Source organism: Paraburkholderia caledonica (assembly GCF_000383275.1).
In the GTDB taxonomy this organism is placed as follows: domain Bacteria; phylum Pseudomonadota; class Gammaproteobacteria; order Burkholderiales; family Burkholderiaceae; genus Paraburkholderia; species Paraburkholderia caledonica.
In genome coordinates this window covers 210,485-232,850 of sequence record NZ_KB911034.1, presented here as the reverse complement: position 1 = coordinate 232,850, position 22,366 = coordinate 210,485, and the positions used below count along the sequence as shown (strand labels likewise).

20 protein-coding genes are annotated in these 22,366 nt (G+C 63.0%); 11 read left to right on the top strand and 9 right to left on the bottom strand.

Annotation, left to right across the window (positions count from 1 at the left end; all coding sequences use genetic code 11):
• Window positions 1–65: 65 nt before the first annotated feature.
• On the bottom strand, window positions 66–593 hold the full coding sequence (gene ppa / locus H281_RS0101095) for an inorganic diphosphatase (protein WP_027775628.1): 528 nt from the start codon (window positions 591–593) through the stop codon (window positions 66–68).
• Between the two features lie 277 nt (window positions 594–870).
• On the opposite strand from ppa, the gene H281_RS0101090 reads away from it, so the two are divergent.
• The 9 genes from H281_RS0101090 to H281_RS0101045 all read left to right on the top strand — a co-directional run bounded on the left by H281_RS0101090 (window position 871) and on the right by H281_RS0101045 (window position 10,832).
• Window positions 871–2,310, top strand: a complete 1,440-nt coding sequence (locus H281_RS0101090; protein WP_020065243.1) for an aldehyde dehydrogenase family protein — start codon at window positions 871–873, stop codon at window positions 2,308–2,310.
• Between the two features lie 51 nt (window positions 2,311–2,361).
• Window positions 2,362–3,120 carry an SDR family oxidoreductase gene (locus tag H281_RS0101085; RefSeq protein ID WP_020065242.1) on the top strand — a complete coding sequence of 253 codons (759 nt, stop codon included), beginning with the start codon at window positions 2,362–2,364 and terminating at the stop codon, window positions 3,118–3,120.
• 222 nt (window positions 3,121–3,342) lie between these two features.
• Complete coding sequence (locus H281_RS0101080) at window positions 3,343–4,662, top strand: MFS transporter (RefSeq protein WP_020065241.1); 1,320 nt, start codon at window positions 3,343–3,345, stop codon at window positions 4,660–4,662.
• 619 nt (window positions 4,663–5,281) lie between these two features.
• Window positions 5,282–5,959 carry a CsgG/HfaB family protein gene (locus H281_RS0101065; protein ID WP_020065238.1) on the top strand — a complete coding sequence of 226 codons (678 nt, stop codon included), beginning with the start codon at window positions 5,282–5,284 and terminating at the stop codon, window positions 5,957–5,959.
• Window positions 5,960–6,014: 55 nt separating this feature from the next.
• Complete coding sequence (locus tag H281_RS0101060; RefSeq protein ID WP_020065237.1) at window positions 6,015–6,380, top strand: DUF4810 domain-containing protein; 366 nt, start codon at window positions 6,015–6,017, stop codon at window positions 6,378–6,380.
• 14 nt (window positions 6,381–6,394) lie between these two features.
• Window positions 6,395–7,060 (top strand): DUF799 domain-containing protein, encoded by a 666-nt coding sequence (locus H281_RS0101055; protein ID WP_020065236.1) that lies wholly within the window; start codon window positions 6,395–6,397, stop codon window positions 7,058–7,060.
• Window positions 7,061–7,541: 481 nt separating this feature from the next.
• Window positions 7,542–7,892: a hypothetical protein gene (locus tag H281_RS35795; RefSeq protein WP_084689999.1), complete on the top strand. Its 351-nt coding sequence runs from the start codon at window positions 7,542–7,544 to the stop codon at window positions 7,890–7,892.
• A gap of 190 nt (window positions 7,893–8,082) precedes the next feature.
• Window positions 8,083–9,105: an LLM class flavin-dependent oxidoreductase gene (locus H281_RS0101050; protein WP_020065235.1), complete on the top strand. Its 1,023-nt coding sequence runs from the start codon at window positions 8,083–8,085 to the stop codon at window positions 9,103–9,105.
• A 110-nt stretch (window positions 9,106–9,215) separates the two neighbouring features.
• The gene (locus H281_RS0101045) at window positions 9,216–10,832 is read left to right on the top strand and encodes an MFS transporter (RefSeq protein ID WP_020065234.1); all 1,617 of its coding nucleotides are present in this window, start codon (window positions 9,216–9,218) and stop codon (window positions 10,830–10,832) included.
• Window positions 10,833–10,892: 60 nt separating this feature from the next.
• Here the strand turns inward: H281_RS0101045 and H281_RS0101040 are convergent, their stop codons facing one another.
• The 4 genes from H281_RS0101040 to H281_RS0101025 all read right to left on the bottom strand — a co-directional run bounded on the left by H281_RS0101040 (window position 10,893) and on the right by H281_RS0101025 (window position 12,915).
• Entirely contained in the window at window positions 10,893–11,609 is a 717-nt protein-coding gene (locus tag H281_RS0101040; protein WP_020065233.1) for an O-methyltransferase, read from the bottom strand.
• 104 nt (window positions 11,610–11,713) lie between these two features.
• Entirely contained in the window at window positions 11,714–12,010 is a 297-nt protein-coding gene (locus H281_RS0101035; RefSeq protein ID WP_027804190.1) for a 4Fe-4S dicluster domain-containing protein, read from the bottom strand.
• A gap of 2 nt (window positions 12,011–12,012) precedes the next feature.
• The gene (locus tag H281_RS0101030) at window positions 12,013–12,321 is read right to left on the bottom strand and encodes a hypothetical protein (protein WP_020065231.1); all 309 of its coding nucleotides are present in this window, start codon (window positions 12,319–12,321) and stop codon (window positions 12,013–12,015) included.
• Window positions 12,322–12,333: 12 nt separating this feature from the next.
• Window positions 12,334–12,915 (bottom strand): RNA polymerase sigma factor, encoded by a 582-nt coding sequence (locus H281_RS0101025; RefSeq protein ID WP_027804189.1) that lies wholly within the window; start codon window positions 12,913–12,915, stop codon window positions 12,334–12,336.
• Window positions 12,916–13,133: 218 nt separating this feature from the next.
• On the opposite strand from H281_RS0101025, the gene H281_RS0101020 reads away from it, so the two are divergent.
• On the top strand, window positions 13,134–13,391 hold the full coding sequence (locus H281_RS0101020; RefSeq protein ID WP_020065228.1) for a hypothetical protein: 258 nt from the start codon (window positions 13,134–13,136) through the stop codon (window positions 13,389–13,391).
• 199 nt (window positions 13,392–13,590) lie between these two features.
• On the opposite strand, the gene H281_RS0101015 is transcribed toward H281_RS0101020, so the two are convergent.
• Genes H281_RS0101015 through hemC form a run of 3 tightly spaced genes read right to left on the bottom strand, consistent with a single transcriptional unit; the run spans window position 13,591 to window position 17,839 of the window.
• Window positions 13,591–14,781: a heme biosynthesis protein HemY gene (locus tag H281_RS0101015; RefSeq protein ID WP_020065227.1), complete on the bottom strand. Its 1,191-nt coding sequence runs from the start codon at window positions 14,779–14,781 to the stop codon at window positions 13,591–13,593.
• A gap of 2 nt (window positions 14,782–14,783) precedes the next feature.
• Complete coding sequence (gene hemDX / locus H281_RS0101010; protein WP_020065226.1) at window positions 14,784–16,802, bottom strand: fused uroporphyrinogen-III synthase HemD/membrane protein HemX; 2,019 nt, start codon at window positions 16,800–16,802, stop codon at window positions 14,784–14,786.
• Window positions 16,802–17,839, bottom strand: a complete 1,038-nt coding sequence (hemC, locus tag H281_RS0101005; protein ID WP_020065225.1) for a hydroxymethylbilane synthase — start codon at window positions 17,837–17,839, stop codon at window positions 16,802–16,804. The genes hemDX and hemC overlap by 1 nt, the downstream gene beginning before the upstream one ends.
• A gap of 422 nt (window positions 17,840–18,261) precedes the next feature.
• Between hemC and ppc the strand changes: the two genes are divergently transcribed.
• Entirely contained in the window at window positions 18,262–21,471 is a 3,210-nt protein-coding gene (gene ppc / locus H281_RS0101000; protein ID WP_020065224.1) for a phosphoenolpyruvate carboxylase, read from the top strand.
• A 54-nt stretch (window positions 21,472–21,525) separates the two neighbouring features.
• On the opposite strand, the gene H281_RS0100995 is transcribed toward ppc, so the two are convergent.
• Window positions 21,526–22,278 (bottom strand): class I SAM-dependent methyltransferase, encoded by a 753-nt coding sequence (locus tag H281_RS0100995; RefSeq protein WP_020065223.1) that lies wholly within the window; start codon window positions 22,276–22,278, stop codon window positions 21,526–21,528.
• Window positions 22,279–22,366: the final 88 nt, after the last annotated feature.

The following is a 22,366-nucleotide window of genomic DNA, read 5'->3' as shown; positions in this document are numbered from 1 at the left end:
GGTTTTTTGCATGAGGCGACTGGATCGGCGAAGCAGTGATTCTTCCGATCAGCGCGTCGAGCCGCTTACTTCTTGTGGTTCGCCACGCCTTCGCTGATTTCCTTGTGCGCGGCTTCGATACCCGCCCAGCCTTCGACCTTCACCCACTTGCCCTTCTCGAGCGCCTTGTATTGCTCGAAGAAGTGCTTGATCTGGTCTTTCAGGTACGCCGGGACGTCGTCGATCGACTTCAGGTCGGCAGTCATCGGGCAGATCTTGTCGTGCGGGACGGCGATCAGCTTTGCGTCCACGCCGGATTCGTCGGTCATTTGCAGCATGCCGAGCGCGCGTGCGCGGACCACCGAGCCTGCCAGCAGCGGGAACGGCGTGATCACCAGCACGTCGACCGGGTCGCCGTCGCCCGACAGCGTTTGGGGAATGAAGCCGTAGTTGGCGGGATAGCGCATGCCGGTGCCGATGAAACGGTCGACGACGAGAAGGCCCAGATCCTTGTCGGCTTCGTATTTCACCGGGTCGCTCTGCGCCGGGATTTCGATGATGACGTTGAAATCGTGCGGAAGATCTTTGCCTGCGGGGACGTGATTGAAGCTCATGAGCGCTCTCTGGTCAGGATGGAATTTGGAGCACGGCATGCGGCGCGTGGACTCGAGGGCATGCATCGTAAACCTTGCCTCGAGCAGGAGCGCAGCCGCCGGACAGTGCGGAATGCGCCATTATAGCCAATCGGCCGATGGCATCCGCCGCCGGATCGGCGCGATAATCGTCTGGCGTCTCTCGATTGTGCCTCTGGTTTGTGAACACCGCGTAACGGCATCCGCTTCGGCGTCTGGCTGAACGTACGCCGGCTGCGCGACATCTCAAGGAGTCTGCATGGAAGAAGCCCGACACTTCATTGGCGGCGAATGGTCCGCTGCTTCAGGCGGCGAGACGATCGCCGTGCTCGATCCCTCGGACGGCCAGCCGTTCACGCAGCTTGCGCGGGGCACCGCGGCGGATATCGACGCCGCCGTCCACGCCGCGCGCCGCGCGTTCGAAGGCGCCTGGGGCGCGGCAAGCGCGGCGGAACGCGGACGTGTGCTGTATCGGCTGTCGATGCTCGTCGCTGCGCGCCAGGAAGAACTGGCGCAACTCGAAGCCCGCGACACCGGCAAGCCGCTCAAACAGGCGCGCGCCGATTCCGCCGCGCTCGTGCGCTACTTCGAGTTTTATGCCGGGGCGGCCGACAAACTGCATGGCGAAACACTGCCCTATCAGGCCGGCTATACGGTGATGACGATCCGCGAGCCGCACGGCGTGACCGGCCACATCGTGCCGTGGAATTATCCAATGCAGATTTTCGGCCGCAGCGTGGGCGCGGCGCTTGCCGTGGGCAACGCATGCGTCGTCAAGCCGGCTGAAGACGCGTGTCTCTCGGTGCTGCGCGTTGCCGAACTGGCGGCGGAAGCCGGCCTGCCCGCAGGCGCGCTGAATATCGTCACCGGTTACGGACATGAAGCGGGAGCGGCGCTCGCACGTCACTCGGGCATCGATCACATTTCGTTCACAGGCTCGCCCGAGACCGGCAAGCTCGTCACACAAATGGCCGCCGAAAACCACGTGCCGGTCACGCTCGAACTCGGCGGCAAGTCGCCGCAACTCGTCTTTGCCGATGCGGACCTCGACGCCGCGTTGCCCGTACTCGTGTCGGCGATCGTGCAGAACGCCGGGCAGACGTGTTCGGCGGGCAGCCGCGTGCTGATCGACCGCGCGATTTACGAGCCCTTGCTCGACCGGCTGAGCAGCGCGTTCAACGCGCTGCGCGTGGGCCCCTCGCACGCGGATCTCGACTGCGGGCCGCTTATTAACGCGAAGCAGCAACGGCGTGTGTGGGACTTTCTCTCCGACGCGCAACACGACGGCATAGCGATGGCCGCGCATGGCGAGGTGATTCCCGAAGCGCCGGAAAGCGGCTTCTATCAGGCGCCCACGCTATTGCGCGATGTGCCCGCGAGCCACCGTCTCGCACGCGACGAAGTGTTCGGACCCGTGCTCGCCGCGATGTCCTTTAGCGACGAAGACGAAGCGCTCGCGCTCGCGAACGGCACGCAATACGGCCTCGTCGCGGGCATCTGGACACGCGACGGCGCGCGGCAAATGCGCCTCGCGCGGCGTCTGCGCTCGGGCCAGGTGTTCATCAACAACTATGGCGCGGGCGGCGGCGTCGAACTGCCGTTCGGCGGCGTCAAGCATTCGGGCCACGGGCGCGAAAAGGGTTTCGAGGCGCTGTATGGCTTCACGGCGCTAAAGACAATTGCGATCCGGCACGGCTAGTTCGCAAGCTGGGCTTATCCATCACCACTCACAACAAACAGCGGAGACACTATGCGGTTGACAGGTAAAACGGCCATCGTCACGGGTGGCGGCTCGGGTTTCGGCGAAGGCATCGCGAAGACCTACGCGCGCGAAGGCGCGAACGTCGTGGTCAACGATCTGAACGGCCCCGCCGCCGAGCGCGTCGCGAGCGAGATTGCGCTGGCCGGTGGCAAGGCCATCGCCGTCGCGGGCAACGTCGCGCAACGCGAGGACTGGCAGAAGCTGCGTGAAGCGGCACTCGAAGACTTCGGCAGCGTGCAGATAGTCGTCAACAACGCGGGCACCACGCATCGCAACAAACCTGTGCTCGAAGTCACCGAAGCCGAGTTCGACCGCGTGTACGCGGTGAACGTCAAAAGCATCTACTGGAGCGTGCAGGAGTTCGTGCCGTATTTCCGCGAGCAAGGCGGCGGCAGCTTCATCAACATTGCGTCGACGGCGGGCGTGCGGCCGCGCCCCGGACTCGTCTGGTACAACGGCAGCAAGGGCGCGGTGATTATCGCGAGCAAGTCGCTCGCCGTGGAGTTGGGCCCGGACAGGATTCGCGTGAACTGCGTGAATCCTGTGATCGGCGAAACGGCGCTGCTGTCGGAATTCATGGGCGTTGAAGATACGCCTGAGAACCGTCAGCGCTTTCTCACCGGCATTCCGCTCGGGCGCTTCTCGACGCCGCAAGATATTGCCAACGCCGCGCTCTATCTGGCTTCGGACGAAGCGGAGTTCATCACCGGCGTGTGTCTTGAAGTGGATGGCGGGCGCTGCGTGTAGAGCTTGCGTTCTACGTTGACGTTGGCGCTGCGTTCGGCTTCGGCTTCGTCGTCGCAGCGCCGCTCATGGCGCTCATAGACGCGCCCTGAGCAAGCCGCGTTCACGCGCGGCGCTTGACGGGCTTAGTGTTTTCCCCCGGTATCTAATTGCCGTGCGAGCCGCGCCGCACGGCTAGAATCAATCGACGCGGCACTTCAATTCGACAAGAAAAGAGGAGACACCATGGCTAGTCCCGCAAATCCGCTCCACCATCCCGGCGCGGGCGCGCCGCCTTCCACCTTCGAAGAGGCGACCTATCGCAAGGTCAACTGGCGGCTCGCGCCGCTCCTGATGCTCTGCTACGTGGTCGCGTATCTGGACCGCGTGAACGTCGGCTTTGCGAAGCTGCAAATGACGAGCGACCTCGGCTTGAGCGATGCGGTTTATGGCTTTGGCGCGGGCATTTTCTTCGTCGGCTATTTCTTCTTTGAGATTCCGAGCAATGTGATCTTGCACAAGGTGGGCGCGCGAGTGTGGATCGCGCGGATCATGGTCTCCTGGGGCGTGATCTCCATGCTAACCATGTTCGTCACCACGCCGACCATGTTCTATGTGATGCGCTTTCTGCTCGGCGTCGCGGAAGCCGGCTTCTTCCCCGGCATCATTCTGTATCTCACGTACTGGTATCCGTCGCACCGGCGCGGACGGATGACGACGTGGTTCATGACGGCTATCGCGCTGTCGGGTGTGATTGGCGGGCCGGTGTCGGGCTATATCCTCAAAACGTTCAATGGCATGAACGGCTGGCACGGCTGGCAATGGCTTTTCTTGCTGGAAGGGATACCGTCGGTACTCGTCGGCATACTGGTGTTCGTTGCGCTCGACGACCGCATTTCGAAAGCAAAGTGGCTCACGAAAGAGGAAAAGGAACTGCTCGAGCGCCACGTTTCCGCCGAGGAAGCCACCAAGCACGACATGCCGATCCGTCAGGTGCTGACGAGCGGCCGCGTGCTGATGCTGAGCTTCACGTACTTCTCGTTCGTGATGGGTCTGTACGGCGTGAGCTTCTGGCTGCCGACTATCATCAAGGCGACCGGTGTGACCGATGCGTTCGCGATCGGTCTGCTGTCGGCGGTTCCTTTCGCGGCGGCGGTCGTCGCGATGGTGTTCGTTGCGCGCAGCGCGGATCGTACGCGCGAACGGCGCTGGCATATCGCGTTGCCCGCTTTCGCCGGCGCGATTGGTTTGGTGCTGTCGGTTGTGTGGGCGCAGAACACGCTGCTTGCAATGGCTTCTCTCACGCTCGCGACTATGGGCATTCTCACTACGTTGCCTTTGTTCTGGAGTTTGCCTACGGCGATTCTCGCTGGAACGGGTGCGGCTGCCGGCATCGCGATGATTAATTCGATTGGTAATCTCGCGGGGTTTTTGAGTCCGTATGCTGTCGGCTGGTTGAAGCAGGCCACTGCCGCTAATGATTCGGGGATGTATATGCTTGCGGCGTTTATGGTCGTTGGCGGGTTGCTGGCGATTAGCGTGCCGGCGAAGATGGTTAATCGGTGAGTTGAAGCGTTGTTTGTGGTGGGGCCCCGGTGGCTGTGTGCTGCCGGGGCTTTTTGTTTTTGGGAGATAGTGGGGTGGCGTCGCAGGAGCGAGCGACATTGGAGCGGATTGGCTCTTCGTCAGCAATGTGGCGGATCGCCGACGTTGTCGGCATCTAGCATAGGAACGGCAGCTTCCTGGATCATCGAACTCACGCTCACGACCCTTTCCATCGCATCCAAATAAAACTGAAAAGCGCGTCGATAATATGCGTCGCGCATTAAATCGCAACTTTCCTAAAGTTTCCGGTAAACCCGCCGATAGATCCGTGTGGAAACTTGAGTACTAGTTTAAAAAACACGCTACACCAATAAGAACCGGGGAGCTTCGGCGCGCACGCTCGCGTGCCGGAAGCGAGAAACTTGCAACGCCGATGGAATAACCACGCGTGCGGCGACGCACTGCACCTTCCACGTTCGCCGTATCCACATACGCGCGGCTCGGACGCCTCGCGCCTTGCGCGAGCGCACCGCCGCCGCGCAGCGACACATCTCGCTGCTCCCCATTCTCTTGCCGCTTTCGCTCGTGCGCCCCGCGCGCACGCTGACTGATGTTCCCGTTCCAACACCAAGGAGAATCGATGAAAGTGTCAAAAACTTGTGGCGTCGTCCTCGCCGCCGCCGCGATTGCGGCACTAGGCGGCTGTGCGACAGAGTCGTCGCGCTCACTCCCGGTTGCGCCGGTGGCCAGCGCGCAGCGCCCGCCCGTCGGCAAGGCCGTGCAAATCTCGGTCGGGAAGTTCGACAACCGCTCGAGCTATATGCGTGGCATTTTCTCCGACGGCGTCGATCGTCTCGGTAGTCAGGCCAAGACCATTCTGATCACTTCGCTGCAACAGAGCGGCCGTTTCAACGTGCTCGACCGCGACAACCTCGACGAAATCCGCCAGGAAGCCGGCTTCACCAAGAAGGCGCAGGCGATCAAGGGCGCGAATTTCGTCATCACCGGCGACGTCACCGAATTCGGCCGCAAGGAAGTCGGCGATCACCAACTATTCGGCATTCTTGGCAGCGGTAAGAACCAGATTGCATATGCGAAGGTCAGCATCAACGTCGTCGATACCACGACTTCGGAAGTCGTCGCCTCGGCGCAGGGCGCGGGCGAATACAGCCTCTCCAATCGCCAGATCATCGGATTTGGCGGCACCGCGAGCTACGACTCGACGCTCAACGGCAAAGTCCTCGACCTCGCGATCCAGGAAGCCGTCAACCATCTGGCCGAACAGGTCGACGTGGGCGCATTGCGCACCGCTCGCTGAGCGCGCGTCGTCCACATTTATTGCTCGATAAAGCAACGAATACTACGGGGTTCCCATGAAATACACCGGCATGCTTCGAGGCCTTCGCCTGCCCGTCACGACAGCAATGCTGCTGCTCGCGGGCTGCGCGAACACTACGCCACCGCTCTATCAGTGGACCGGCTACCAGCCCAGCGTCTACGACTACCTGAAGGGTGAAAAGGGCCCGCAGGAACAGATCGACGCGCTCGAAAAGGCGCGGCAGCAAATCAACGCGAAGGGCAACACGCCACCGCCCGGCTTCCATGCGCAACTGGGCATGCTGTACGCGAACGTCGGTAACGACACGAACGCCATGCAGGAATTCGACGCCGAGAAGCAGCTCTTCCCGGAGGCGGCGACCTACATGGACTTCCTGATGAAGAAACCGAAACAACAATAAGCGAGCGTACCGATATGTCCAGAATCTCTTCCCTCAAGCTCTCGCTGGCGCTGTCCGCGCTCGCGCTGCTCGCCGCTTGCGCGCAGCCCGCGAAGCACTTGGATTACACGGCGTTCAAGCATGCGCATCCGCGCTCGATCCTCGTGCTGCCGCCCGATAACACGACCACGGACGTGAATGCGTCGAACAGCGTGCTCTCGCAGATGACGATGCCACTCGCCGAGGCGGGCTACTACGTGATCCCGGTCGCCGTAATGGAGGAAACGTTCAAGCAGAACGGCGTCACGACGGCGGGTGATATCCAGCAGACATCGCCGGCGAAGCTGCGAGAGATCTTCGGCGCGGATGCGGTCCTGTACTCGACGATCTCGCAATACGGCACGCAGTATCGCGTGCTGGTCAGCGCGACGGTGGTGACGGCGTCGGCGAAACTCGTCGATCTGAAGAGCGGCGATGTGCTCTGGCAAGGCGCCGCGACGGCCAACAGCGAAGAAGGCAACAACAACGGTGGCGGTGGCCTGATAGGCATGCTCGTGATGGCTGCGGTCAAGCAGATCGCGAACTCGCTCACGGACAAGAGCCACGATATTGCCGGTATCACGAGCTATCGTCTGCTGCACGCGGGGGCGCCGACGGGCCTGCTCTACGGTCCGCGCTCGCCAAAGTACGGCACGGACTAAGCGGCGTTCGCGCTTGCGACGAGTCTCGCCGAGGCGTTTGCATCGGCGAGACCAGGCACTACCTCGGGAAGGTTGACGGCGTCGGTCAGCCACGTTCCGAAGATCGGTCGGTCTGGCCGAGTACACGCTCGGCGGCAGAACTTCGCGAACGCGACGCCCGCCCTTCCCCAGGAATATCGATCACCACTCTGCACTGCGCGGCGCGACTTACAACGCCGCCCCCAACACCGCCTACTGCCCCCCGCATGCCGACCACCATCGACGTGCAAAATTTCCCTCGTAACAAACTCCGCTGCGGTCGCGAATAGCCGGTCAAAGGCAGCCAGTGCCTGCCAGTACCTGCCAGTGCGAACACCCAATTTCAACCTACACTTGAATAGCGCACTCGGCGACGTGCTTCCTGCAGGACGCAGGCCGTCGCCGGCGATCGCTCACCTGGCGGCCCGTCTTCGCGGGGCAATAGTGACGCCTGGAGGCAATCATGATCCGAGCAATCTGCACGCTTCTTTCGCTTGCTGGTCTTTTCGGGGCGAGCGTGAACACGTTCGCTGACACTATCCGAATCGAATCGGGCACCTATGGCGCCAATTGTGGTGCTCATCATGGCAATTCGACCCGTGCGTTGGCTCTGCACTGTAACGCTGTCGATACCTGCCGCTACCCGGTTTTCTCGCCGGCGACCTCTCGTATTCGAAGGGCCTGCAAAGCCGATTTCGTTGCCGAATGGTCGTGCGGGTCGCGAGAATCTCATCAGGCAACAGTCAGCTCTGCCGCGAATAACGGAGGAATTCTCGTGCTGACTTGCGTTCCTTCCATCGGTGCAGGCAAATAGGCGATTCGACAAGGGCAAGCGTCTGACTCGCGGTTAATCGGCATCACCGGCGTCCACCGATTTTGCACCTCGATCAGCAACGCAATACCCGAGCGCGCAATCGTCGGCACACCGCTCCGCAGCCAGCGCCATCTGCCCGACTCGGGCAAGATGCAGTTATCGCCCACCTACGCATGCTCGCAGGACTGTTATGAAAAAGATCGGCTTTCTCTCGTTTGGCCATTGGAGTCCATCGCGACATTCACTCGCACGTTCAGCCTCTGATGCGCTCCTGCAATCCATCGAGCTCGCTGTCGCTGCCGAGGAACTCGGGGCCGACGGCGCGTTTTTTCGCGTGCATCATTTCGCGCGCCAGCTAGCGTCGCCGTTCCCGCTTCTGGCTGCGGTCGGCGCAAAAACGAGCCGCATTGAGATCGGCACCGCTGTCATCGACATGCGTTATGAAAATCCGCTCTACATGGCGGAAGACGCCGGGGCGGCCGATCTGATCGCGGGCGGGCGCCTGCAACTTGGCATCAGCCGAGGTTCCGGCGAACAGGTGATCGACGGGTGGCGTTACTTCGGTTATGCGCCCAGCGAGGGCGAGACGCATGCCGATCTCGCGCGGCACCACACCGAGGTATTTTATGAGGTGCTGCGCGGCGAGGGATTTGCGGAACCGAATCCGCGACCGATGTTTGCAAACCCGCCGGGACTGCTTCGGGTCGAGCCTCACTCCGAGGGGCTACGCGACCGGATCTGGTGGGGTTCGGGCTCAGATGCGACGGCGGTCTGGGCGGCCGGAATGGGCATGAACCTCCAGTGCTCGACACTGAAGAACGATGAGTCGGGCCGCCCTCTTCACGTCCAGCAAGCCGAGCAGATCCGGGCGTATCGGCAGGCGTGGAAAGAAGCCGGACACACGCGAGAGCCGCGCGTGTCGGTCAGCCGCAGCATTTTCGCGCTGATGAACGATCGCGACCGGATGTATTTCGGACGCGATGCGAATAGCGACGACACGGTCGGTCTGCTCGACGACAACATCCGAACGATTTTTGGGCGCAGCTACGCGGCACCTCCTGATACGCTCGTGAAGCAACTTGCAGCGGACGAGGCGATCGCGGAAGCCGACACGCTACTGCTGACCGTCCCGAACCAGCTTGGCGTGGAGTACTGCGCACACGTCATCGAGTCGATCCTGACGCATGTTGCCCCGGCGCTTGGCTGGCGTTAGTACGACGGACTGGCGCCCGCCGGCGGGAACGTTCTGGCGACGGTCTACGTTTGCACGCCACTTCGCTCCAGTTGCTATGCTAGTCACCATCGACCAGCACTGGAGCGAGCATGGCCGACCCGCACGTTCTTGATAACGACCCACATCCCACGCACGGCGTCGCTGCTCAAGCGAGCCCGTGCGACGAGCTCATCATCCGCGCGCAGCCTACTGCGCTAGACAGTCCGTGCCGGCGCAAACGTCTTGCGCTCGCCGCGACGATCCTCGGCTCGAGCATGGCGTTTATCGACGGCTCTGTCGTCAATGTCGCATTACCCGCCATTCAGAGCGAGTTGCACGCGAGCGTCGCGTCGATGCAGTGGATCGTCAACGCCTACCTTCTCTTTCTGGGATCGCTCGTACTGGTGGGCGGATCGATGGGCGACAAACTCGGCCGCCGCACGGTGTTCATCGCTGGTGTCGCGGTCTTCACGCTGGCGTCGGCCGCTTGCGGGCTCGCGCCGAACGCGGGCTCACTGATCGCCGGGCGTGCGGTGCAGGGCATTGGCGCTGCGCTCTTCGTGCCCAGCAGCCTCGCGATCATTGGTGCCGTGTTCGACGGCGAAGAGCGCGGACGGGCAATCGGTACGTGGGCAGGTGTCGGCGCGATCACGTCGGCGCTGGGTCCCGTGGCCGGCGGCTTGCTCGTCGACGCGTTGTCGTGGCGCGCGATCTTCTTTCTCAACGTCCCGCTCGCAGGGGCAACCATTGCGCTCGCTGTTTTGTCGGTGCCGAACAGCCACAAGCCAGACGCGCCTCAACAGTTGGACTGGCCTGGCGCGCTGAGCGCGGCAGCGGGGCTCGCCGCACTTACCTATGGCCTGACCGAGGCGTCGGCGCGTGGCTTCGCGCATCCCATCGTACTTTGCGCCATCGGCGTTGGGATGCTCGTGCTGGCTGCATTCGTGATGATCGAAGCGAAGAGCCGTGACCCGATGATGCCGCTCGAAGTGTTCCGCTCGCGCGATTTCACCGGCGCGAACCTGGTCACGCTGCTGCTCTACTTCGGTCTGGGCGGCGCATTTTTCTTCCTGCCGTTCACGCTGATCCGCGCACACGGCTACACCGCCACAGAGGCGGGCGCAGCGTTGCTGCCGGTGCCCGTGATCATCGGCTCGTTGTCGCGCTTGACGGGCGGTCTGACGACTCGCTTCGGTTCGCGGGCCCTATTGAGCGCTGGCCCGTGCATCGCCGGAATCGGTTTTGCGATGCTTGCGCTGCCGTTCGTGCGCGGCAGCTTCTGGACCGGATTCTTCCCCGCGCTCGTCGTGCTCGGGCTCGGCATGACCATCACGGTCGCACCACTTACGACGACCGTGATGGCCTCAGTGCCGGGCCACCGCGCAGGCGTCGCCTCCGGCATCAACAACGCGGTCGCACGCGTGGCGAGCCTGCTGGCGGTTGCGGTACTGGGCATTGTGTTCGTGTGGTCGCATAACGCAGCGCTGTCGGCGCGCCTGGACGAACTGCAGGTTCCTCACGATGCACGCCAGACCGCGTTACTGCAATTGGACGCGCAACCCCGTGCCGCAGCCACCGATGCTCTTCCTACGCATTCGCAGACACTCGCCGCGCAGGCGGAAGCCGACGCCATTGTTGACGCGCTGCGCGCCGTCGCGCTGGTGTCCGCAGCATGCGCGTTCGCAGGAGCGGCGCTCGCCTTCGCCACCATCGAGCCGCGCAAGTGACGCGCTTCGCTCACCGAACATGTCTGCTCGCGGCATCCCGGAAGCCCGTTCTTTGCCAGCTTAAGAAACGACGACTGTAAATTCGAGCCCTGATTCGAAGTCGAGCGTCGTTGTCGAAAAGCGCGGATCGTTGTCAAGGTAGCGCTTGTACGGCTGAACGGCGTCCTCGGCCGTGTACATGTTGTCGGCGAGAACGATAGAGCCAGGGCGCAGCAGCCGCTCAATCTGCTTGAAGAGATTCAGATAGGTGTTGGCCCATACGTCGATAAACACCATATCGAAAGTGCCTTCCAGTTGGGCAACGGTCTGAAAGGCGTCGCCCTCCCACAGGTCAACATAAGCCTCTACGCCCGCCGCTTTGACGTTGGCCCGAAGTTGCGCACACTTGAGCGCGTCGGATTCGGTCGCTGTCACCATTCCACTGCCCAACGTGCGAAGGGCTTCGGCGAGATATAGCGTGGACACGCCGCAAGAACTGCCGAGTTCGAGGATTCGAGCCGGTTTATGCGCAAGCACCATGTTGTGCAGAAACTTACCCGTTTTCGCTGACACGGCTAACGATAAAGGAGTGCCTTGCGACGACTCGAAATCTTCGCTGGACAGTCCCAGCGTTTCGAGAAACCGCCCGCGCAGTCGAGGTGCGAGCGTGTCGTATTCCTCCGCGAGAGTCAGGAATTCGTCGCTCGATCCATCGAACTGCGCCTGTGCGCGGGCTATCACTTCTGTCTGACTCTGTTCGTGAAGCCGCCGCAAAAGAACTGCGCTTGACGAGGTCATGTGCGCTCCTTGACGAGATCGGTAGTGTTGATGATGCGCCCGGCGCTGCCCGGTTCATTGGGCAGCGGGCGATGTCGTTACGCCATCAGTAAAGACGTTGCACGTTATGCCGTTCTGGCGAGCTTGATTGCGCGTTCAGGACATGCGCTCACGCAGAGACCGCACGACCGGCACGCGTCCGCGTTCGGCGTGTAGGCGACTTTCATTCCATGCACACGCAGCTTGAAGCGATGCATGAGACCGAGGCTCAGATAATCGCCTTCGTCGATGCGCCGGATCTCAAACACATTCTCGGGGCAGACATCCAGACAATCGCCCTTACCTTCGCAACGTTTCAGGTCGACGACTGGCGCAATCACGCCCGGCTTCTGTTTGCAGTCCGCCGTTGATATCTCGCGCATGTTCATTCTCCCTCGCGCCGGGCGCGGCCTGATCGCCATGCAGTCTGAAAATGCTCCCGCTCCTCCGGCGTCATGGCTTGCCATTTGCGCCAATGACGCCGTTCGCGCCAGCCGCCGTGTCCTCGGAACCCGCCAAACAGGATGCGGCTCAAAACCAGCAAGCCCAGCGCATGCGCGAAGTCGATCGTGCGAGCGCCGACGAATAACGCCGGAATCACCCAGTTCCATAGACTCATGACCACCCACCCGAGCACGCCAATGGCGACCACCACAAGCAGTACCTTACCCACGCATCTGATTCGAAATTTCATCCGTCGACTCCTCTAAATACCCAGTTCGTCATAAATGGCTTGCAGCCGGGCGCGCAGGTGCAAGACCGCGTAGCGTTTGCGCGCAAGCAGCGTATTCAGCGTGACGCCGCTTTCCGCCACCATGTCTTTGAAGGACCTTCCTTCCAGCTCGTGGCCGATAAACACCTCGCGCTGGTTCGGCGGCAACTCGTCAATCGCGTCCTGCAATGCTTTGAGCAATAGCGCGCGAGCGTAGAGCGCTTCGGGACCCGCGTCGGGCGACGGCAGCGCGAGGTCGAGGCGATACTCACTGTCGGTGTCGTCGTCGCCCTCGGACAGGTCTGTCAAAGGCTGCTCTCTTTTCTTACGAAATCGATCGATGATCCGGTTGCGCGCGGCCCGGAAAAGCCACGCGCTCGCCTGTTCGACCGGCGCGGGCAGCCGGTACGCCTGCACGAATTCATGGAAGACGTCCTGCAATATGTCCTCGGCATCGTCGGGATCGCGTATTCGTCGCCGGATGAAATTGACGAGCCTCGTGCGCTCACGCACCACGGTCGCGGTGATGTCGTCGTCGCGTTCGGTCATCGTGTGCGAGGTGGGTGGCGGTTCCATGCGTCTGAAGACGTTTCAGGCGCGCGAATATTGTGGCGGGTGCGAAAATTCTTTTCCGTTCGCAACCGTGAATTGGGCGGGTTCAGCGCTCCTGTTCCGGGAATTGCTCACGCAGATCCAAGCTACAGTTGATGCACTTGTAGCGAGGCAGATCAACAATGAGCAGATATCAGACGGTCCTTCTGGAAATTTTGGCTAGTGAGGGATTCGAGGATTGCATGTCCCCGGGGGCGCCAGTCTCGTCCGCGAGCATTGCAGACGAAGTGACGCAGCTGTGCGCCGACATGCAAGGGCAACTGACGAGGCTCGCACAGTTCCGCGATTATCCCGACCTGATGCTGACGGCGGTGGACGAACTGATGATCAACGCCGACGTTCTGCGCGTGCTGGCCGCGGCTCGGCTGAAACTGGAACTGGCGGCGGCAGAGGACGGTTCCAGTACGCTCGCCGCACCTGAAGGAGCGGTACTCCACTAGTCTCCCAGAGAGACTGGCCAGCTAGACAGAGCGCCGCTCGAATGTGCATTCGTGCACGGCGCTCAAGCTCCGAAATTTCGGGCTGCACGGTAATGCGGTGCGAAAGTTGGGAAGTTGAAGACTTCCCGTCGAGCAACACGCGACGAGCGACGACATCGTCAGACGCTCTTCGCATTGCTGCCCAGCGCAAAGAGCGATCTCACACGATGTTCATCGCCAACGCACTCTCGCGATAATGCTGGCTCGCCTTCTCCGTGTCCCCCAACTGCTCGTGAAGCCGAGCCAACGCACGGTGCGAGCGAATCTTCAGCGTCTCATTGTCAGCAAGCTTCAGCGCACGCTCCAGGAACGACTGCGCCTTCCCCCACAACTGCTGATGCAGACACAACCGGCCCAACGCGAACAGCAAGTCCGCGTCGTCCGGACGATCCTTTTGCCACGCTTCGGCCTTCTGGATGAGCGGCAACGCATCGCCGCCCGCAGTATCCGGATAACGACGCAGCAAGCGCGCGTCCCAATTCTGCGCGAGCGCTTCTTCAACGATCTTGCGCGCCTCCTGCGGACGATTCAGCGCCACCAGCAGTTCCGCAGCTAGATCGGCGAGACGCGGCGAATGACGCTCCGTCGGCGTCAGCGAATTCCACAGTTCGAGTAACGCATCGGCGTTATGCCGACGATCGCGCAGCAGATTCTCCGCCGCCAGTTGCCGCAAGCGCACCGCCACCGCCGGGTGAATCGCCTCGCGCTTTTCCAGCGTCTTGACGAGCTTGAGCACCTCGCCCCAGTTCTTCAATTGCTGCTGCGCGCGCAACATGATCTGCTGAGCGTGAATGCGCCGCGCGCCCTGCGATTGCATTTCGGTGAGCGCGGTCAGCGCGCCGTCCGCGTCGCGGCCGTCGGCGCGCATGTCGGCGGTAGCCATCAGACGGGCGTCCTGCCAGTCGGTTTCGTCGATCTGAGCGAGCCATTCGTCGCGCCGCGCGTATTCATGCATGCGATGCGCCGCAGTAGCCGCGATCAGGCCGGCCGCGCCCTTGTTGTCGCCGTTCGCGAGCGCGTCTTTCGCGGCCTTCTCCGCGCGGGAAAAGCGCCCGGCGTACAGGTTGCCGATCGCGTCACGCAGCGCGGCATGCGCCTTCGCGACGCGCGAGCGCGCACGGTACGCGGCCACACGCTGCGGCATGCGCCAGATATTGCGCACGATGCGCAGCAGCGCATACAGCAGAATAAACAGCACCACGAGCCCAACCACGAACAGATTGAGCGACATGTCGACGCGGTACGGCGGATACACCAGCATCACCTGGCCCATGTCGAAGCGTCCGACCACCGCGAGCGCGACCGCGACGGTGAAGAGCAGCGCGAGCCATAGAAGTCCCCGGATCGCCATGATTAACCTCGGCCCCGGTATTGATTGACGGCTTGCAGGCTCGTATTCAGGTTCGGCAATTCGACCGCGGCCGATCCGGCCTCGACCTGCTTGACGAGATCGACAACGTTCTGTGTTTTCTTCGACGACATGTCGAAGTAACGCGTCAGCGCCGTCTGCGCGCCCTGCAGGTCGGACTTCAGCGTGGTCTGGTTACGCGAGAGCAGCGCAAGACGCGCCGACAGCAAACGCAGCTTCACATTCTCACGCACGAAGTAGCCCTGGTCCGGCGCGACCATCATCGCGTCTGCGTTGTCGATGCGGCGCACCTGCACGAGGCTCGTCAACTGCTGGCCGATGCCGCTCGTCAACTGGTTCCACCACACTTTCCAGCGCGGCTCGCCGGTGGCCGCGGACACCTTGGCCGTATCTGCCCATGTGGCCGCACGCGGCGTGGCATGGGCAATCGGCGCTTCGCCGGAAAGCGGCAGGCTGTCGATCTGATCGACCGCATTGTCCAGCTTGATCGCAAGACCCGTCAGGTCGGTGGAAGGCGCGGCCTTCAGTTTGTCGATGTCCTGCGCGATGGCCTTACGGACCGCGACCGCCTGCGTGCTATCGGACGCCGCGAGCCGCGTGTCGGCGCTTTGCAGCGCGAAAAGCGCAAGCTGCGTGTTGCCGGTCAATTGCAATTGCTGGCTTGCGGCAGACAGCATCTGACCGACTTCCGCGAGCGTCCAGTCGTCGCGATTGCGCGCGAGATCCGCGTACTGTTGCTGCAGCGCCTGCTGTGCGGCCTGCGCATCGGCGAGCTTGCCTTCCAGTTGCGCAACCTGCGAGTCGGACTGACGCACCGTAGCGAGCGCCTGCTCGGTTTTGATACGCAGTTCGTTGGTTTGCGTGTCGTTCGCCTGCTGACGTTGCGCGATGTTCTGCTCGGTGCGCTCCACCTTGCGATTGAGCGCATAGCCGCCCACGCCCGCGGCACAAGCAAGAACCACGACGACAAACCACAGCAGCGGTCCGCTCGCGCTGCGGCGCTTTTGCGCTTCGTAGGGCGTGAAGGGTTGGTTCGGCGGCAACGCGGCGGTCGCGGCCGGCTGGGGTGAAGCGTTCGTGGATGCGTTCGTTTCAGTCATGCGTGATTTAGCCGGTGAATGAGCCGGATTGGACGGTACCGGTTGAACTACGGTCGGCAGATCGGCGAGCAAGGTGCGGGCAATGCGCTCGTCGCCCGCGCCTGACACCGTAATCCTATCAAAACCCAATGCCCGCGCGGTCTCAGCAATACGGGGATGAGGCGTGACGAGCGCGGCGTGCTTGAGCTGCGCGAGTTCGTCGGCGGTGAGATGCTCTTGCGCGAGTTCGTGCAGATTGCGCACGCCTTCGGAGCTGGTGAGAAGCCAGGCATGCGGTTCGCCCGCAAGCAGTCGGTGCACACGAGCCCACGCGCCAATCGACGGTTCGGGCACGAGCCGCCGGTACGCGGCGACCGTCTCCACCTCGGCGCCGGCCTCGCGCAAACGGTCGGCCAGCCACTCGCGGCCACCGTCGCCGCGCACGATCAGAACACGCTTGCCTTCGAGATTCGCCTCGCCGAGCGCAGAGTCGATCGCGGCGAAGAGGCCTTCGGAGTCGAAGCGCCCGTTATCGTCGTCGGCGCCGGATGCGGGACTGATGATCTGGTGAGCCGACGCGCTGACGCCGTGACGCGCGAGCGCCTGCACGCTGCCCGGCCCGACCACGCCGACCGGCAATGCGCGCGGCCAGATCGCGCCGCTCTTAGCGAACGCATGATCGATCGCGTTCGGCGACACGAATATGACGAGCGCATAGCGTTCGAGAGAGGCGAGCGCGGCGCGCAACGGTGCGTCGTCGGCGACGGGCGCAATGTCGATCAGCGGGAAATCGAGCGTCGCCATGCCGGCCGCGGTGAGGCGTTCTATCAGTTCGCTCGACTGACCGGACGGTCGCGTAATCACGACCGTGAACACCGCCTTGCCGGCGGATGACGATGCGTTGCCGGGAATGTCGGCCGCCATCAGTCGCCGGACACCGGGGTGCCTGCCGAGCCGGAGTCCGCGCCGGAGCTTGCACCGTCTCCCGGCGCCGCGGGACCGCTCGCCGTGCTGAGCGCGCGCACGATGTCCATTGCGCCTTGCTGTTCGAGTGCGCTCGCCACTTCGCTGCCCAAGGCGATTGCGCGTTCGACGGTCGGCGCGGGTGCCGACGCCTGCGCGCTCAGCACGCGCTGGCCATCGGGCGTCGCCACGATGCCGCGCAGATGCAGCGCGCCGTCATGCCATGTGGCATACGCGGCGAGCGGCACTTCGCAACTGCCGCCGAGCGAACGCGACACCATGCGCTCCGCTTCGACGGCTGCCGCCGTATGTTCGTGATGCAGCGGCGCGAGCCATGCCGCGAGGTCGGCGCGATCGGCGCGAATCTCGATGCCGAGCGCGCCCTGCCCTGCAGCAGGCAAGCTGTCGTCCGGATCGAGCAGCGCACGGATACGCTCAGCCAGACCGAGGCGCTTGAGGCCTGCCGCAGCGAGAATGATCGCCGCGTAATCGCCGCGATCGAGCTTGGCGAGGCGCGTATCCAGATTGCCGCGCAGCGGCCGCACCTGGAGATGCGGATAGCGCATGCGCAGCATCGCTTCGCGGCGCAGGCTCGATGTGCCCACCACCGCGCCGGCCGGCAGCGCGGCTAGCGAGTCGTAATCGTTCGACACGAGTGCGTCGCGCGGATCTTCGCGCTCCATGATCGTGGAGAGCGCGAAGCCCGCGGGCAATTCCATCGGCACGTCTTTCAGCGAATGCACCGCGAGATCCGCGCGGCCATCGGCGAGCGCCGCTTCGAGTTCTTTGACGAACAGTCCCTTACCACCCACCTTCGACAAAGTGCGATCGAGAATTTGATCGCCGCGTGTCGTCATTCCGAGGATTTTTACGTCACAAGATGGATATAATTTGTGCAGCGCACATCGCACATGCTCCGCCTGCCACATGGCGAGGCGGCTTTCTCGCGACGCAATCACAAGCGTGTGGGGTGGCGCGGCAAACGTCTCGGTGTTCATTAGCTTGTCGATTGAATGACGGGATGGAATAACAAAGAATGTTAGCACGCGCCCTCGCGCTCACCCCCCGGTTCGCCCGCCTGTGGCCCTTACGGAACAAGGCTCGAATCGAGGCGCGCAGAGGCGCCGTGCCAACGCGGTATCAATGGAGGAGACGGGCTTCGCGCCATGCGCCGCTGTCTGGCTGCAACCTGTCCACGCACGCTCGTTCGCGCACCGCGCCGCCGTATGCGCGATGATCCAATGCGGCGCAACATGCGCCGCGTGCAGAGCTTGTGCGGTCGCGCGGCCTTCCTCCCCGGCGTATTGCCATCGGTGCATACCGCTTCAAAGCAGTTCACGTTGCAGTTCCAGTGCAGTTTTGAGTTCCGCAGTAGCAGTTCATCACTTAACAGACCCTGGCTTCCCTGAGGAAACCCATCGTGACGTCTTCCGGATCGGCGCGCCCTGCCCGCCGCAACACTGCATCGCCCAACGCTTCCACTGTCGACGCCGACGCGTCCACAGCCTCCGCATCGTCTAGCGCAGGCGCCGCCCAGCCCGGCAAAGCCAAACGGGCGCCCTCCAGCGCGAAGGCTGCGAACGCCGCGAAAGCCATCAAGGCCGATAAGACCACCGTGCCGGCCAAGCCGGAAAAAGCCGTCAAGGCTTCGAAAGCGGACAAGCCGGCGAAAACTGCGTCCGCCACGAGCAAGGCCGAGGTGAAGACGAACTCGAAAGCGCAAGCCAAAAACAAAGCGGAAGACAAGGCTGAAAACAAAGCGCCGAACCTGCAAGCCGTCTCCGGGGACACCGTCGTCGCCGCGCCGAAAACCAACGGCCGCACGCGCGCCGACAAGGACCATCCGCTCTTCCAGGACATCCGCTATCTGGGGCGGCTGCTCGGCGACGTGCTGCGTGAACAGGAAGGCGACGCCGTGTTCGACGTCGTCGAAACCATCCGCCAGACGGCCGTGCGTTTTCGCCGTGAAGACGACAACGCCGCCGTGCAGACGCTCGACAAGAAACTGCGCTCGCTGAGTCCCGAACAGACGGTCAGCGTGGTGCGCGCGTTCAGCTACTTCTCGCATCTCGCGAATATCGCCGAAGACCGCCACCGCAATCGCCGTCACCGGATTCACGCGCTGGCCGGCTCCGCCGCGCAGCCGGGCACCATTGCCTATGCGCTGGAGCGGCTCGTCGAAGCGGGCGCGGCCGCCACGCCCGTGTTGCAGCAGTTTTTCAACGACGCGCTGATCGTTCCCGTTCTGACGGCGCACCCAACCGAAGTGCAGCGCAAGAGCATTCTCGACGCAGAGCACGACGTCGCGCGCCTGCTCGCCGAACGCGATCAGCAGTTGACCGACCGCGAACGCGCGCATAACGAAGCAATGCTGCGCGCGCGCGTCACGTCGCTGTGGCAAACGCGGATGCTGCGCGACTCGCGGCTCACGGTCGCCGATGAAATCGAAAACGCGCTGTCGTACTACCGCGCGACCTTCCTCGAAGAAATCCCCGCGCTGTACACCGATATCGAAGAGGCGCTCAAGGAACACGGCCTCGAAGCGCGTCTGCCGCCGTTCTTCCAGATGGGCAGCTGGATCGGCGGCGACCGCGACGGCAATCCGAATGTCACGGCTGAAACGCTCGAACATGCGATCGCGCGCCAGGCCGAGGTGATCTTTGAACACTATCTCGAGCAGGTGCACAAGCTCGGCGCGGAATTGTCGGTGTCGAATCTGCTCGCCGGCGCGAGCGACGAACTCAAAGCGCTCGCGGAAATCTCGCCTGACCGTTCGCCGCACCGCACGGACGAACCTTATCGCCGTGCGCTGATCGGCATGTACACGCGGCTCGCGGCAAGTGCGCGCGTGCGTCTCGGTGAAGGCAGCGTGCCGCTGCGCAGCGCGGGCCGCGGCGCAGCGCCGATTCGCGCGACGCCGTACGACGACGCGTCCGAATTCGTGCGCGATCTGCACGTGCTGATCGATTCGCTCGCCGCGCATCATGGCGCGCCGCTAGCCGCGCCGCGTTTGGCACCGCTCGCTCGCGCGGCCGAAGTGTTCGGCTTCCATCTCGCGAGCATCGACTTGCGTCAGAGCTCGGACATCCACGAAGCGGTGATCGCCGAACTGCTGAAGCGCGCGGGCGTTCATGACGACTACGCCGCGCTCGCCGAAAGCGAGAAGCTCGAAGTGCTGCTCGCCGAGCTTGCTCAGCCGCGCCCGTTGCGCCTGCCGTATGCCGAGTATTCGGATCTCGTGAAGAGCGAACTCGGGGTGCTGGAACAAGCGCGTGTCACGCGCGAAAAATTTGGCGCGCGTGCAGTTCGCAACTACATCATTTCGCACACCGAGACGGTCAGCGATCTGGTCGAAGTCATGCTGCTGCAAAAAGAGACCGGCCTGCTGCAAGGCCGGCTCGGCGACGCGAACGATCCGGCGAGAGCCGCGCTGATGGTCATCCCGCTCTTCGAGACGATCCCCGACTTGCGCAACGCGCCGCACATCATGCGCGATCTGCTTGCGCTGCCGGGTGTCGACTCGATAATCGAACATCAGGGCAACGAGCAGGAAGTCATGCTCGGCTACTCGGACAGCAACAAGGACGGCGGCTTTCTCACGTCGAACTGGGAGTTGTATCGCGCGGAACTCGCGCTCGTGTCGCTCTTCAACGAACGCGGCATCACGCTGCGTCTTTTCCACGGACGCGGCGGCACCGTTGGCCGTGGCGGCGGCCCGACTTATCAGGCGATTCTGTCGCAGCCGCCCGGCACCGTCGACGGTCAGATTCGCTTGACGGAACAAGGCGAAGTGATCGCGAGCAAGTTCGGTAATCCAGAGATCGGCCGGCGCAATCTTGAAACGGTGGTGGCTGCGACGCTCGAAGCATCGTTGCTGCCGCATGGCACGGCGCCCGCGGAACTGCCGGTATTCGAATCCACGATGCAGCAATTGTCCGACGCGGCCATGGCCTCGTATCGCGCGCTCGTGTATGAAACGCCCGGCTTCAAGGAGTATTTCTTCGAGTCCACGCCGATCTCGGAGATCGCCGAACTGAACATCGGCAGCCGTCCCGCGTCACGCAAGTTGCAGGATCCGAAGCAACGCAAGATCGAAGATCTGCGCGCAATCCCGTGGGGTTTCTCGTGGGGCCAATGCCGGCTGTTGCTGACCGGCTGGTATGGTTTCGGCACTGCGGTGGCCGCGTATCTCGACGACGCACCGAGCGATGCCGAGCGCGGACGCCGTCTCGCGCAACTGAAGAAAATGCACAAGACCTGGCCGTTCTTCTCGACGCTGCTCTCGAACATGGACATGGTGCTCGCGAAGACCGACCTTGCGGTGGCCTCGCGCTACGCGGCGCTCGTCACCGACAAGAAGCTGCGCAAGCATGTGTTCGAGCGGATCGTCGCGGAATGGGAGCGTACGTCCAAAGTGTTGTCGGAGATCACCGGCAAGAGCGAACGGCTCGCGGAAAATCCGCTGCTCGCGCGCTCGATCAAGAACCGCTTTCCGTACCTCGATCCGCTTAATCACCTGCAGGTCGAATTGCTCAAGCGTTACCGCGCGGGCGACACCAACGCGCGCGTGCGGCGCGGGATTCATCTGAGCATCAACGGTATCGCGGCGGGGTTGCGCAATACCGGTTGACGATTCGGAGTGGCAGTGGCGCTTGCGAGCGCCACTGCCATGTCCGCATGCCTCTCAAGCCGCTTCGACCATCAACGCGTCCAGCTTGAAAGAGCCGTCTTCCTTTACGTCGAAATAGTGCCGCACTTCATCCGGCGAATTGCGCCACAGCGACTGGATCGCCACCACGCGCTCCTCAGGCGTGCGCATGCGCGAAACCCACGAACTGAATTCGATGTCGATACGCCAGCGCTCGCGAATCGAGGCCTTGAAACCTGCGGCTTCGAAGAGCGCGATCCATTCGTCGGCGCGGTAATCGCGAATATGTGAGCCGTCGCGCAGGAGTTCGATTGCCTGGATATGCGTGTCCAGCAACGGATGGTCGATACCGGCAATGTCGATGAACAGCACCCGGCCACCCGGCTTCAGCACGCGCCGCACCTCGGCAAGCGCCGGCGCCACGTCGTGCCAATGATGCGCGCTCATCCGGCTGATGACCCAGTCGAACGCGTGATCGGCGAACGGTAATTTCTCGGCCGCGCCCTGCTGCGTGCGAATGTTGGCGAGGCCGCGATCCTTCGCGGCGCCTTCCACCGTGGCGAGCATCGGCGCAGCGATGTCGTAGGCGACCACTTCTTTGGCATGCGGCGCGACCGCGAAACTCGCGTGGCCCGCGCCGCAGCCCATGTCGAGCACCGTCGCATCCGGCGTCGCCGCGATCGACTCGGCAAGCGTGCGCAGATCCGCGCCGGTTGCGTGGGTCGGACTCGTCAAATAGGCGGCGGCGGTCGACCCGAAGGCGTCGGCGACCTGATCGTGATGCTTCATGAATAGCTCCGGTTGTCTGCGTGGGACTGTGTTGTGCGTCCGCGTTTCTGGTGCTGGCAGCGCGGCCTGCCGTTCGAGCCGCTACGCC